The 13,396-nt window shown below is 69.2% G+C and carries 11 protein-coding genes; 9 read left to right on the forward strand and 2 right to left on the reverse strand.

Features of this window, described 5'->3' with window-relative positions:
* The first annotated feature begins 57 nt into the window (after positions 1–57).
* From ACT6QK_RS05200 to ACT6QK_RS05210, 3 genes are all read left to right on the forward strand, one after another.
* Positions 58–2,604, forward strand: coding sequence for a TSCPD domain-containing protein (locus ACT6QK_RS05200; protein WP_444596747.1), 2,547 nt, complete (start codon positions 58–60; stop codon positions 2,602–2,604).
* A 98-nt stretch (positions 2,605–2,702) separates the two neighbouring features.
* On the forward strand, positions 2,703–3,191 hold the full coding sequence (locus ACT6QK_RS05205; RefSeq protein ID WP_444596748.1) for a pentapeptide repeat-containing protein: 489 nt from the start codon (positions 2,703–2,705) through the stop codon (positions 3,189–3,191).
* An 83-nt stretch (positions 3,192–3,274) separates the two neighbouring features.
* Complete coding sequence (locus ACT6QK_RS05210) at positions 3,275–4,165, forward strand: pentapeptide repeat-containing protein (protein ID WP_444596749.1); 891 nt, start codon at positions 3,275–3,277, stop codon at positions 4,163–4,165.
* 38 nt (positions 4,166–4,203) lie between these two features.
* Here the strand turns inward: ACT6QK_RS05210 and aspS are convergent, their stop codons facing one another.
* Positions 4,204–6,033 (reverse strand): aspartate--tRNA ligase, encoded by a 1,830-nt coding sequence (aspS, locus tag ACT6QK_RS05215; protein ID WP_444596750.1) that lies wholly within the window; start codon positions 6,031–6,033, stop codon positions 4,204–4,206.
* Positions 6,034–6,224: 191 nt separating this feature from the next.
* On the opposite strand from aspS, the gene ACT6QK_RS05220 reads away from it, so the two are divergent.
* The 5 genes from ACT6QK_RS05220 to ACT6QK_RS05240 all read left to right on the forward strand — a co-directional run bounded on the left by ACT6QK_RS05220 (position 6,225) and on the right by ACT6QK_RS05240 (position 11,453).
* Positions 6,225–6,512 carry a YciI family protein gene (locus ACT6QK_RS05220; protein ID WP_444596751.1) on the forward strand — a complete coding sequence of 96 codons (288 nt, stop codon included), beginning with the start codon at positions 6,225–6,227 and terminating at the stop codon, positions 6,510–6,512.
* Positions 6,513–6,626: 114 nt separating this feature from the next.
* Positions 6,627–7,283, forward strand: a complete 657-nt coding sequence (locus ACT6QK_RS05225; RefSeq protein WP_444596752.1) for a chromosomal replication initiator DnaA — start codon at positions 6,627–6,629, stop codon at positions 7,281–7,283.
* A gap of 55 nt (positions 7,284–7,338) precedes the next feature.
* On the forward strand, positions 7,339–9,555 hold the full coding sequence (locus ACT6QK_RS05230) for an RNA degradosome polyphosphate kinase (protein ID WP_444596753.1): 2,217 nt from the start codon (positions 7,339–7,341) through the stop codon (positions 9,553–9,555).
* A 25-nt stretch (positions 9,556–9,580) separates the two neighbouring features.
* Entirely contained in the window at positions 9,581–11,071 is a 1,491-nt protein-coding gene (locus tag ACT6QK_RS05235; RefSeq protein ID WP_444596754.1) for a Ppx/GppA phosphatase family protein, read from the forward strand.
* Positions 11,072–11,084: 13 nt separating this feature from the next.
* Complete coding sequence (locus tag ACT6QK_RS05240; protein ID WP_444596755.1) at positions 11,085–11,453, forward strand: VOC family protein; 369 nt, start codon at positions 11,085–11,087, stop codon at positions 11,451–11,453.
* Here the strand turns inward: ACT6QK_RS05240 and rnd are convergent.
* Positions 11,450–12,601, reverse strand: a complete 1,152-nt coding sequence (gene rnd, locus ACT6QK_RS05245; protein ID WP_444596756.1) for a ribonuclease D — start codon at positions 12,599–12,601, stop codon at positions 11,450–11,452. The genes ACT6QK_RS05240 and rnd overlap by 4 nt on opposite strands.
* Positions 12,602–12,704: 103 nt before the next feature.
* Between rnd and purM the strand changes: the two genes are divergently transcribed.
* Positions 12,705–13,396, forward strand: a 692-nt coding sequence (gene purM / locus ACT6QK_RS05250; protein ID WP_444596757.1) for a phosphoribosylformylglycinamidine cyclo-ligase, incomplete at its 3' end; no start/stop codon positions are given.

Raw genomic sequence — 13,396 nt, forward strand, 5'->3', positions numbered from 1 at the left:
CATCTATTGAAGCTGGCTCTGGCGCGGCCTAGTCTTCCGCGTTCACGCGAGGTCCGCATGCGTTTCACCTCCCGCTTCGCCCCGGCGACGACCGGCCTGACCCTCGGTCGACGCGACATCGAGCGCGCCGATTCGGTCGTCATCGTCCTGGCCCCGGAGGGATGGAGCGACGTTCGCATCGAGGCCTGGCTGGACTGGCTGGACGCCCTACCCGAAAGCGAAGGCCGTCCGCGCCCCGATCCCAAGGGCGCGTTCGAGGGACGGCTGGCGGCCTGGGCGGCCGGACTGGCCGCGCGCGGGGTCGAGAACGGCCTGTTCACCGGCGTGCAGGAGGCGCGGGTCTTCGCGGCCGAACTGACCGCCTCGATCCTGCTGGGGCATGCCGCTCCGGCCCGGCCGCGCCGGGCCTCGGCGCCCGCTGTGCTGGATCTCGACACGGCCGCCGGGGCGGCCGCCCTGACCGCCACCACCCGAGCCGCCCGCGCCGAGGCCCTGGCGGGTGCTGCGGTCGAGGGCGCGGTCGCCGCCCTGAACGCCGTCGCGGACGCCGTGGCTCGCTGCGAAGGCCCGAGCCGCGACTGCGCCGATCCGGCCTCGAATCCGGCCTTGGCCCGCGCCGTCTTCGCCGCCCGACGCAGCGGCTGCATCGACGCCGAAATCCAGCGCGCCATCCGGGGCGAACGACTGGAGGCCCCCCAGCCCTCGACGACCCGCGACCCGGCGCCTCTGGTCCGCGTCTCACGCGCGACCCTGGGTCAGGCGGAGTCCGCCGCAGCCCGCGCCGTGCTGGACGCCGCCCTGACCGAGGCCGGGGTGGTCGTCGCCTTCGACGAGACCGAGGCCGAAGCGATCGCCGACGCCGCAGTCGCCGCCGGATGCGCGATCAATCTGGCCACGCTCGGCGACGGCGACCTGGAGGCCTTGGCGCGGCTTTGGGTCACGGCTCTGGACCTGATGACCAAGGACGACGAGGCGGGCCGACCTCTGGTCCTGGGACTGGCCGGAGGCGCCGACTGGCTGACGGCCACCGGCGAGACCCTCGATGCGTCGGGGCGGGAGACGCTGGCGGGCGCGGCCGCCGCCTTCGCCGCCGCCGCCTCTGGCGTGTCCCGCGAACTGGGCGTCCGGCTGGGCACGCCGGGCGAGCGGCGCAACATCACCCTCAGCCTGATGCACGACGATCCCGAACTGGATCTGCGTCTGGGCCTGTCCGGTTTCAGTCATGCCGAGACCTTCCAGACCGCCGATGGAGAGGTCGAGCGGCGGCTGCGGCCCAGTCTGGCCGCAGCGCTCGGGGCGGGCGGGGCGGCCCAGGCCGAACGCCGACTGTTCGGACGCCGCACCCTGGTCGAGGCGCCGGGCGCGGACCATGAGGTGCTGCGCGGCCTGGGTTTCACCGACATCGAGCTGGCGGCGATCGAGACGGGGCTGATCCACGCCCGGACCCTGGACGACGCCTTCCGCAGCCCGGTGCTGGACCCGGGCTTCGTGCATGACGTGCTGGGGCTTGAGCCGGACGGCGCGACGCCCCTGCTGATCCGCCTCGGCCTGTCGCCGGACGTGGTCGAGGCCGCCGAGCGCTATGCTCTGGGCCATCCCGATCTCGGCGACTGGCCCGAGGCGCCCGAGGGTCTAAAGCCGCTGCTTAGCCTGACCCCCGTGGAGGTGGACCAGACGGTCCGCGCCGTGATCGCCGCCCACAGCGACGCCGCCGACGCCCGCCCCCGCACGCTCGACTGGACGGCCTCGGCGGACGAGGTCGCCGCCCTGATCGCCGACGCCGTGGCCGAAGGCGTCCGTGTGCTGGCCCTGCGCCGCGCCCCGCCGCCGTCCATCCCCCTGTTCGACATCGTCGAGCCCGAGCCCGTGTCCGCGCGCCGGCCGGAGACGCTCAACACCGCCCAGGCCGCCCCCGAGCCGCCGCCGACCGAGCGGATCGTCGAACGGGTGGTGGAGCGCGACCGCACCCGCCGCAAACTGCCCGACCGCCGCAAGGGCTATATCCAGAAGGCGGCCGTCGGCGGTCACAAGGTCTATATCCACACCGGCGAGTACGACGACGGTGAGTTGGGCGAGATCTTCATCGACATGCACAAGGAAGGCGCCGCCTTCCGCAGCCTGATGAACAACTTCGCCATCGCCATCTCGATCGGGCTGCAATACGGGGTGCCGCTCGACGAGTTCGTGGACGCCTTCGTCTTCACCCGGTTCGAGCCGGCGGGTCGGGTCACGGGCAACGACTCCATCGGCTCGGCGACCTCCATTCTCGACTACATCTTCCGGGAGCTGGGGGTCAGCTATCTGGACCGGCATGAACTGGCCAACGCCGACGCCGAGCCGCTGGACGCTGACGGGCTGGGCTCGGGCAAGGCCGACGAACTGGTGCCCGCCGCCCGCTTCATCTCGAAAGGGTTTGCGCGGGGCCATGCGCCCGACAATCTGGTGGTCCTGCCCTTCGGCAAGGATCGCGAGCCGATCGCCCCTCCGCCCAGCGTCATCCAGGCCGACGCCTGCCCCGCCTGCGGCGACTTCACCCTGCAGCAGCGCGGCGGGGGCTGGGTCTGCGACAGCTGCGGCGTGGCGCCGTCGATGCAGGGCGGCTGAAGCCTCTCCGCGGCGGTTCAGCAGATCGTAAACACCTCTCTGCTAAGGCTGGTCCCGATATTGCAGCGCTGGCCGCGCCAGCCCGGAGCCTGCCCGAGATGAAACGCCTGCTGATCCTCGCCGTCGCCGCCGCCGCGACCCTCGCCAGCCCGGTGCTGGCCCAGAACGCCGGCCAGATCGCCGCCGTTCGACGCGGCGCCAACTGCGCCGGCTGCAACCTGTTCCAGGGCGACTTCTCTGGGCTGGAACGACGCGGGCTGAACCTGTCGGGCGCACGCCTGCGTCAGGCCGACCTCAGCCTGTCGGTGATGAACCGCACCCGCTTCACCCGCGCCGACCTGCGCGATGTCGAGGCCTATGGCGGCGTCTTCTCCAGCTCCAACTTTTCGGGCGCCAACCTGACCAACGCCAGTTTCGTCGGCGCCTATCTCGAAGGCGCGAACTTCTCCGGGGCGACGCTGGCCGGCGTGAACCTTTCGGGCGCCCAGCTGCGTCGCGCCACGGGTCTGACCCAGGCCCAGCTGAACCGCGCCTGCGGCGACGCCTCGACCGTCCTGCCGGGGCGGCTGTCGATCCCGTCCTGCTGAGATTACCGGTCGGCAACCTCACCGCCTTCAATCTTACTGCGATTTAAGTAGGGATTCCGGGCGTCAGACGGCATTGAGAAGGCGTGACCCAGACCGCCCGCCCCTTCCGTCGCCTTCTCCTCTCCGCCGTCGCGGTCGCCGGGAGCCTGTGCGCCCTGCCCGCCGCCGCCGAGATGCGGATCTCGATTCAGGATCGCGATGTCGCGCGGCTGGTGTCGCTGGGCGGGTCCTGCAACCGCTGCGAGCTGTCGGGCCGGAACCTGTCGGGCGCCACCTTCACCGGCGCGACCTTCATGAGCGCCACCCTGGTCGGCGCCAATCTTCGCGGGGCCGAGATGGTCGGCTCCAACTTCTCCTCCAGCGATTTCAGCCGCGCGGACATCCGGGGGGCCGAGATCAGCGGCGCCAACTTCACCGGCGCCGTCTTCGCCGAGGCCCAGATGACCGGCGTGGAGGCCAGCGGCTCGGTCTTCGCCCGCGCCAACCTGTCCCGGGCCAACCTGTCATCGGCCGAGCTCAACGGTGCAAATCTGAACGGCGCCAACCTGTCGGCAGCCAACTTCTCGTCGGCGGAGATGTTCGGCACCACCCTGGCCAACGTCAGTGCGCGCGGCACGTCGTTCAGGAACGCCGAGATGGCCGCGTCAAACATGGGTGCCGGCGACTTCAGCGGCGCTGATTTCCGGGACGCCACCCTCGACAACGCCCGCTTCACGCGGGGAAGCTTCGGCCGAGCCAACTTCTCCGGCGCCTCCTTGCGGCGCACCGACATCCGCGGCGTGGACCTGTCGAACGCCCAGGGGCTCAGCCAGTCCCAGATCGGCGAGGCTTGTGCGGATGAGACCACCCGACTGCCGCGCGGCCTGCAGCCTGGAACCTGCCGCAGCCGGACGGTGATCCGCATCACCCCGCCGCGCCCGCCGGCGCCGCCCGTCCCGCCGGTGTCGCGCCAGCTGATCCTGGCCCAGGACTGATCCCGCCCCTCAGGCCGTGAGAGGCGGGTCGATCCCGTCTACTTGATCGGCAGGGCCGTGCGGATGTGCACATCCTTGAGCTGACGCTCGGCAGCCTCGGTGGGGGCGTTCATCAGCAGATCCTCGCCCTGCTGGTTCAGCGGGAAGGCGATGACCTCGCGGATGGCGGTTTCGCCGGCCAGCAACATGACGATGCGGTCGATGCCGGGGGCCAGGCCGCCATGCGGCGGGGCGCCGTAGCGGAAGGCGTTCAGCATGCCGCCGAACTGGTCCTCGACCACCGAGGCGTCATAGCCCGCGATGCTGAAAGCCTTGAGCATGATCTCGGCCTTGTGGTTCCGGATCGCGCCCGAGCACAGCTCATAGCCGTTGCAGACGATGTCGTACTGATAGGCGCGGATGGTCAGGGGGTCCTGGGTCTCCAGCGCCTCGAGCCCGCCCTGCGGCATCGAGAAGGGGTTGTGCGAGAAGTCGACCTTCTTCTCTTCTTCCGACCATTCGAACATGGGGAAGTCGACGATCCAGCAGAATTTGAACTGGTTCTCGTCGATCAGCTTCAGTTCCGTGCCCACGCGGGTGCGGGCGAGGCCGGCGAACTTGGCGAAGGCCGACGGGTTACCGGCGACGAAGAAGGCCGCGTCGCCCTGGCCCAGCCCCAGCGACGACATCAGGGCCTCGGTCGGCTCCTGACCGAGGTTCTTGGCGATCGGCCCGCCCCAGGCGTTCTGGTCGTCCGACCAGAAGATGTAGCCGAGGCCGGGCTGGCCCTCGCCCTGGGCCCAGGAATTCATGCGGTCGCAGAAGGCCCGCGAGCCGCCGGTCGGGGCCGGAATGGCCCAGACAGCGTTCTTCGCGTCGGCGCCGAGGATCCTGGCGAACAGCCCGAAACCGCCGTCGCGGAAGTGGTCCGAGACGACCTGCATGTTGAGGGGGTTGCGGGTGTCCGGCTTGTCGGAGGCGAACCAGGCCATCGACTGGGCGAAGGTCAGGCGCTCGAAACCGGCGTGGTCGAAGGTCTCGCCGAAGTCGTTGGTGAAGACGTGCTTGCCGTCGATCGGCGACACCGGCAAGCCGTTCGCGAACTCCTCGAACACGCCGTGCATGACGGGCTCGATGGCCGCGAAAACATCCTCTTGCGTGACGAAGCTCATCTCGACGTCGAGCTGGTAGAACTCCAGCGACCGGTCGGCGCGCAGGTCCTCGTCCCGGAAGCAGGGGGCGATCTGGAAGTAGCGGTCGAAGCCCGAGACCATCAGCAGCTGCTTGAACTGCTGCGGGGCCTGCGGCAGCGCGTAAAACTTACCGGGGTGCAGCCGCGACGGCACCAGGAAGTCGCGCGCGCCTTCCGGCGACGAGGCCGTCAGGATCGGGGTCTGATACTCCAGGAAACCCTGATCGACCATGCGGCGGCGGATCGAGGAGATGACCTTGGACCGCAGAACGATGTTCCTGTGCAGCCGCTCGCGACGCAGGTCGAGGAAGCGGTTCGCGAGGCGGATGTCCTCGGGGTATTCCTGCTCGCCGAAGACGGGCATCGGCAGTTCAGCGGCCTCGGACAGAACCTCGACGCCGGCGACGCGGACCTCGACTTCGCCGGTCGGCAGGTTGGGGTTCACGACCGAGGCGTCGCGGGCGATGACCTCGCCGTCCACCTTTATGACGCTCTCGGCGCGCAGACGTTCGACCAGGTCGAAGCCCGGCGTGTCCGGGTGGAAGACCAGCTGGGTCAGGCCGTAGTGGTCGCGCAGGTCGATGAACAGCAGACCGCCGTGGTCGCGCTTGCGGTGGACCCAGCCCGACAGGCGCACGTTCGATCCGGCATCGTTGATACGGAGGGCGCCGCAGGTGTGGGAGCGATAGGCGTGCATGGGTAAGGTTTCGTCTGAAATCGGCCCCGGCGAGACGATGGGGCGCGGCGGGAATTTGAAGCGGCGGAAGGGCGCATCATCGCCCCCGAAAGTCAAGGTCCGGGCGGTTCCGGCGGGTTGGCGACTGACTTGTCTGCGATAGCCCGAATCCACATATCAAGGGGGTCCAAGCCTTGCCGTGGGATCCCGCCATGTTTGTCGTCACCCTCACCTACACCGGACCGACCGACCAGATCGACGCGCGGCGGCCCGAGCATCGCGCCTGGCTGGACCCTCACGTGGCCGCGGGCCTGATGCTGGTCACCGGCCCGCTCGTCTCGCGCACGGGCGGGGTGCTGATCGTGTCGGGCAAGATCGGGCGGGCCGAGCTGGAGGATCTGCTGAAACAGGACCCGTTCAGCGTGCACGGCCTGGCGGACTACGCCCTGATCGAGTTCGAGGCGAACAAGGTGAACCCTGCCCTTGCGGGTCTGGTCTGAGGTCCGGCAGGTGACGATCCACAGGACGGCGCGCTTGTCCCCGCTGTCCAGCGGCGCGTTAACCGTGCCGGTCGCCGGTTCTGTTAGCGTCGTCTCATGTCGGCGCGATACGCCATGACCGATCAGCTGCGATTGCCGCTGCAGACCGAGGGCGCGGCCCTGGCGGGCGATTTCGTGCGCTCTGACTGCAATGAAGCGGCCTGGCGCGAGCTGGAGCGGTGGCCGGACGGCGTCGGGCGTGTGATGGCCGTCTGCGGCCCGGCCGGATGCGGCAAGAGCCGGCTGGCGGCGATCTGGGCCGAGCGGGTCGGCGCCCTGGCCCTGAATGGGAGCGAGGCGGCCCTGGTCGATCCCCTGGAGCTGGAAGGGCGGCCCGTGCTTCTGGACATCGCCCAGGACGCGGATGACGAGACCCTGTTCCACCTCATCAACCTGGCCCAGGCCGACGGCGGCGCCCTGCTGATGGCAGCCCGCCCCTCGCCGCGCATGTGGGAGGTCGCCGTGCCGGACCTGCGCTCGCGCCTGGACGCCGTGCGGGTGGTGGCGATGGAGGCCCCTGACGATGCGGTTCTGGCCGCCATCCTGCGCGCCCGCTTCGCCGAGCGCAGCATCACGCCCGGTGATGAGGTGATCGACTATCTGGTCCGGCGCATCGACCGGTCCGCTGCGGCCGCCGCCGACGTCGTTGATCGGCTCGACGCCCAGCACAGGCCCGTCACCCGCGCCCTGGCCCGCCAGGTTCTGGATGCAACGAGCGAGCTGTTCGACTGACCGGCGACGCTCCGCCACGGTTGCGACTGTCGCATTACCGGGTCACAACCGGATCATGAGCGATGCAGCCGTCAAGGACACCACCACCGGCGAGGAGGTCCCCTCCTCGCGCGCGCCGCAGATGGCGCTGGACGAGGCGCTGATCGCCTCTCCCGAACGCTTTTTCAATCGCGAAATCAGCTGGCTGAAGTTCAACGCCCGCGTGCTGGAAGAGGCCGCCAACCCTGCCCACCCCCTGCTGGAGCGGCTGCGGTTCCTGTCCATCTCGGCCAACAATCTGGACGAGTTCTTCATGACCCGCGTCGCGGGCCTTAAGGGTCAGGTGCGCGAACGGGTGCGCGTCGTCTCGGCCGACGGCCTGACGCCCGCCGAACAGCTGGAGAAGATCAACGTCGAGGCCGGGGAACTGATGGCCGAGCAGCAGGCGCGCTGGGCCCAGCTGCGCATCGAGCTGGCCGCCGCCGGGATCGAGGTCATCCATTCGGCCAAGATCACCCAGACCGAGAAGGAACGGCTGGAGCCCGAGTTCCTGAACCAGCTGTTCGCCGTTCTGACGCCCCTGGCCATCGACCCGGCCCACCCGTTTCCCTTCCTGCCCAACCTGGGCTTCTCCCTGGCGCTGAAGCTGCGTCGGCTGAGCGACAACCGGACCCTCTACGCCCTGGTGCCCGTGCCGACCCAGGTGCGGCGGTTCTGGGAGCTGCCGCGCGACGGCCGGTCCGCCAAGGACAAGCGCCGGTTCGTGACGCTGGAAGCCCTGCTCCTGCTGTTCATCGACCACCTGTTCCCCGGCTGCGAGGTGCTGGAGAAGGGCGTGATCCGCCTGATCCGCGACAGCGACATCGAGATCGAGGAAGAGGCCGAGGACCTGGTCCTGGAATACGAGGAGGCGCTGAAGCAGCGGCGCCTTGGCGAGGTGGTGCGCATCAAGATCGAGGCGAGCACGCCCGACGACCTGCGCGACTTCATCGTCGGCGAACTGGAGGCGGCGCCCCAGGACGTGGTGCTTGTCAACGGCATGCTGGGTCTGGCCCAGCTGTCGGAACTGATCCCGCCGGGTCATCCCGAGCTGAAATTCCCCGGCTACGAGCCCCGCTATCCCGAGCGGGTCCGCGACCAGGGCGGCGACGTCTTCGCCGCCGTGCGCGAGAAGGACATCCTGATCCACCACCCGTTCGAGAGCTTCGACGTGGTGGTCCAGTTCCTGCGTCAGGCGGCGCGCGACCCCAACGTCATCGCCATCAAACAGACCCTGTATCGCACGTCCAAGGACAGCCCGATCGTGGCGGCCCTGATCGAGGCGGCCGAGAACGGCAAGAACGTCACCGCCCTGGTCGAGATCAAGGCCCGGTTCGACGAGGAGGCCAACCTGCGCTGGGCGCGGGCCATGGAGCGGGCGGGCGTCCACGTCGTCTTCGGCTTCGTCGAATACAAGACCCACGCCAAGCTCAGCGTCGTCGTGCGGCGCGAGGGCGAGGCGCTGAAGACCTACTGCCACTTCGGCACCGGCAACTATCACCCCGTGACGGCCAAGGTTTACACGGATCTGAGCCTGTTCAGCTCGGACCCGGCCCTGGCTCGCGACGCCAGCCGGGTGTTCAACTACATCACCGGCTACGCCACGCCCGAGAGCCTGGAGGCCCTGGTGGTGTCGCCGCTGAACATGAAATCGACCCTGCTGGAGCTGATCGGCCAGGAAATGACCGCCGCCGCCATGGACAAGCCGGCGGCCATCTGGGTCAAGCTCAACTCCCTGGTCGATCCCGACATCATCGACGCCCTGTATCGCGCCAGCCAGTGGGGGGTGCGGATCGATCTGGTGGTTCGAGGCATCTGCTGCCTGAGACCGGGGGTGCCGGGCCTGTCGGAGAATATCCGCGTCAAGTCCATCGTCGGCCGTTTCCTGGAACACAGCCGCATCGTCTGTTTCGCCAACGGCAAGGATTTGCCGCACGACAAGGCCAAGGTCTTCATCTCTTCGGCCGACTGGATGACCCGCAACCTGGAGCGCCGGGTCGAGGTCATGGCCCCGATCCGCAACGCCACGGTCCACGACCAAGTGCTGGACCAGATCATGGTCGCCAACCTGAAGGACGACGCCCAGAGCTGGGTGTTGAACGCCGAGGGCGACTACACGCGGGTCAGCCCCGTCGATCAGGCCCGTCCCTTCTCGGCCCACCAGTATTTCATGACCAACCCCAGTCTGTCGGGGCGCGGTCGAAAGGTGAAGACGAAGCCCGAGGCCCTGCGCTATGTGAGGCCCGGCAAATAGGCCGGGCGTGGGGAAGACCTGAGGCGTGAAGGATCTGCTGACGACGCCCCCCACCGAGGCGGCGGTCATCGACATCGGCTCGAACTCGGTCCGCCTGGTGCTCTACCGGCTGGACGGCCGGGCCATCTGGACCGTGTTCAATGAAAAAGTTCTGGCCGGCCTGGGTCGCGACCTGCCCTCGACCGGACGGCTATCGGCGGCGGGGGTGGAGACGGCCCTGACCGCCCTGCGCCGCTTCGCCGCCGTGCTGGAAGGGGTGCGCCCCGCCTATGCCTTCGTCGCCGCCACTGCCGCGGTGCGCGAGGCGATCGACGGACCGGACTTCTGCGACCGCGTGGCGGCCGAGACCGGGCTTCAGGTTCGCATCCTGTCCGGCGAAGAGGAGGCGAAATACGCGGCCCTGGGCGTCCTGTCCGGAGATCCCTCGGCCAAGGGGGTCGCGGCCGACATGGGGGGCTCCAGTCTGGAGCTGATCCGCATCGGCGAGGGAAGGCTGAAGCCCGGCGTCACCCTGCCGTTGGGGCCGTTCAGCCTGGCGGACGCGGCCGGATTCGACGCGGGACGCCTGAAGCGTCGCATCGCGACCGTCCTGAAGCCGGCCGCCGACCGCTTCTCGGCCCAGACCCTGCACGCCGTCGGCGGCGGCTGGCGCGCCCTGGCCCAGGTCCATATGGCCCAGACCGACTATCCGCTGCGGATCGTGCACCAATACGCCATGAGCGCCTCGGACGCGCGCGATCTTGCCCGGCTTGTAGCGCATCAATCCAACGCCTCGCTGGAGCGCCTGCCCGGCGTGTCCAGGAAGCGGGCCGAGACCCTGCCCTATTCCGCCCTGGTGCTGGAGGGGCTGATCGACCGGCTGGGCCTGAAGACGATCCAGTTCTCGGCCTGGGGCCTGCGCGAAGGCCTGTTGTTCGAGGCGCTGGACGCGGCCGGCCCGCTGGAGGACCCGCTGCTGGCCGGGACGGCCGCCCTGGGCGTGCGTCAGGGGGTGTCGCCCCATCTGCCGGCCGCGCTCTACGCCTGGTTGGCCAATGTCATCGCCGCCCTGCCCCCCGTCTTCGGGCCGGCGCGGGACGCGGTGCTGAGCGAGGCGGCCTGTCGAGTGGCGGACCTGGGGGCCCGGCTTCACCCAGACCACCGGGTCGAGCTGGTGTTCGATCAGGTCCTGCGCGCGCCCATCGCGGGTCAGACCCATGCCGAGCGCGCCTTCCTGGCCGCCGTGCTGAACGCCCGCTACGGCGGCGGTGGCGCGACGCCCCAGCCCGAGGTGATCGAACGGCTGCTGGACGACGACGCCCGCACCCGCGCCCGGGCGCTGGGCCTGGCGATCCGCCTGGGTTGCGACCTGTCCGGTCGTTCGCCACAGCTGCTGGCCAACGCCGCGCTGAGGATCAAGGGCGGCGCCCTGCGCTTGACGGCGTCCGAAGGCTATGCCGACGTGCTGCTGGGCGAGCAGACGCGCCGTCGCGCCAAGGCCCTGGCCGAGGCGATGGGGCTGAAGCTCGAAATCTGAGCGGGAGACCACCATGGCGGTCACGGGTATCGGCGGCTTCTTCTTCCGGTCGAAAGACCCCGAGGCCCTGGCGGCCTGGTATCTGGAGCATCTGGGCGTCGGCGCGCCGCCCGGAGTCTTCGTCTGGGATCAACAGGCCGGACCGACCGTTTTCGCGCCGTTCAAGCAGGACAGCGACTATTTCGCCGCCGACAAGGCCTTCATGCTGAACCTGCGCGTGGACGACCTGGCGGGGCTGAAGACGTCGTTGGCGGCGGCCGGGATCGAAGTGATCACCAAGCCGGAATGGGACGCCATGCCCGAGATCGGCCAGTTCGCCCGTATCCACGACCCGGAAGGCAACGCCATCGAGCTGTGGCAACCGGCTGAGCCTGCCGCCTAACCCTCGATCTCGACGACCTCGACGCGCGGGCCGTTCAGAACCAGGGCGATTTCACCCTTCTTGAGCTTCAGGGCGTCCTCGCCGAACAGCTGACGACGCCAGCCCTTCATGGCCTCGACGTCGGCGTCGTCGCTGAGGGCGATCTTCTCCAGATCGGCGACGGTGGCGATCAGCTTGGAGGCGACGCCGGCGTTGTCGCTCTTGGCCTTGAGCAGCACCTTCAGCAGTTCGACGACCGAAGGGGGGGCGGGCTGGTTGTGGGCCGGGCGGGCCATCTTGGGGGCGTGGGCCTCGGGGTCGGCCATGACCCGCTTCAGCTCCTCGATCAGCTCGAGCCCCAGGCGCGAGCCGCCAAAGCCCTTGGGCACGGCGCGCAGGCGATTGAAGGCCTCGACGTCGCTGGGGCCCTGGGCCGCGATTTCGTCGATGGCGTCGTCTTTCAGGATGCGGCCGCGCGGCTGGTCGCGCTCCTGGGCGGCGCGTTCGCGCCAGACCGCCGTGGCCCGGAAGGCGGCCAGATACTTGGCCGAGAATTTCTTGGGTTTCAGCCGCTTCCAGGCGTTGTCGGGATCGGTGTCGTAGAGGGCCGGATCGACCAGATCCTCCATCTCCGACATCACCCAGTCCAGACGCCCCTCCTTGGCCAGACGGTCACGCAGCTTCGGATAGAGGGCGGCCAGATGGGTCACGTCGCCGATCGCATAGGTCAGCTGGGCCTCGGACAGCGGGCGGCGCGACCAGTCGGTGAAGCGGCTGCCCTTGTCCAGATCGACCTTCAGCATCTGCCGCACGATCGAGTCATAGCTGACCTGATCGCCGAACCCGGCGGCCATGGCGGCGACCTGGGTGTCGAACATCGGTCGGGGCATGGCCCCCAGCTTGACGAAGATCTCCACGTCCTGACGACAGGCGTGGAAGACCTTCACGATCGCCGGATCGCGCAGGATGTCGAGGAAGGGCGCCAGATCCAGCCCCTCCGCCAGGGGATCGATGATCGCCTCATGCTCCGGCGTCGCGGCCTGGATCAGGCACAGCTTGGGCCAGTAGGTGGTCTCGCGCATGAACTCGGTGTCCACGGCGATGAAGGGGGCGCCGGATACGCGGGCGCAGAAATCGACGAGTGCGTCATTGGTGGTGATCGGCGTCATTCGGATGCTATAGCCCCGCGCGATGGGTTTGTGGCAAGAGCCGCACCACAATTCCGCTTTGATTCACTCCGCATCCGCCCCTTCCAGCCCAGGTCCGTGTCCCATGAGCGACAGCCCCGAACAGCTCCGTAACGGCCTGACCTATGCCGATGCGGGCGTGGACATCGACGCCGGCGAACAACTGGTGGACGCGATCAAGCCCCTGGCCAGGTCCACGGCGCGTCCCGGATCGGAGCCGTCGCTGGGCGGTTTCGGCGCCCTGTTCGACCTGAAGGCCGCCGGTTTCGTCGACCCCCTGATCGTCACCACCACCGACGGCGTCGGCACCAAGCTGAAGATCGCCATCGAGACGGGCCGTCATGACGGCGTCGGCGTCGATCTGGTGGCCATGTGCGTCAACGACCTGCTGGCCCAGGGCGCCGAGCCCCTGCTGTTCCTCGACTACTACGCCACCGGCCGACTGAGCATCGACGACGCCCGCCGCGTCGTCGCCGGGATCGCCGAGGGCTGCCGTCAGGCGGGCTGCGCCCTCGTCGGCGGCGAGACGGCCGAGATGCCGGGCATGTATTCGGACGGCGACTATGATCTGGCGGGCTTCTCCCTGGGCGCCGTCGAGCGGGGTCACGCCCTGCCGTATCTGGACCGCCAGAACCCCGGCGATCTGATCATCGGCGTCGGCTCGTCGGGTCCGCACTCCAACGGCTATTCCCTGATCCGCAAGGTGGTGGAGAAGTCCGGCCTGTCGTGGGGCGACGACGCCCCGTTCGCCAAGGACCGGTCGCTGGCCCAGGCCCT

This window comes from Brevundimonas sp., from assembly GCF_052436175.1.
GTDB lineage: Bacteria > Pseudomonadota > Alphaproteobacteria > Caulobacterales > Caulobacteraceae > Brevundimonas.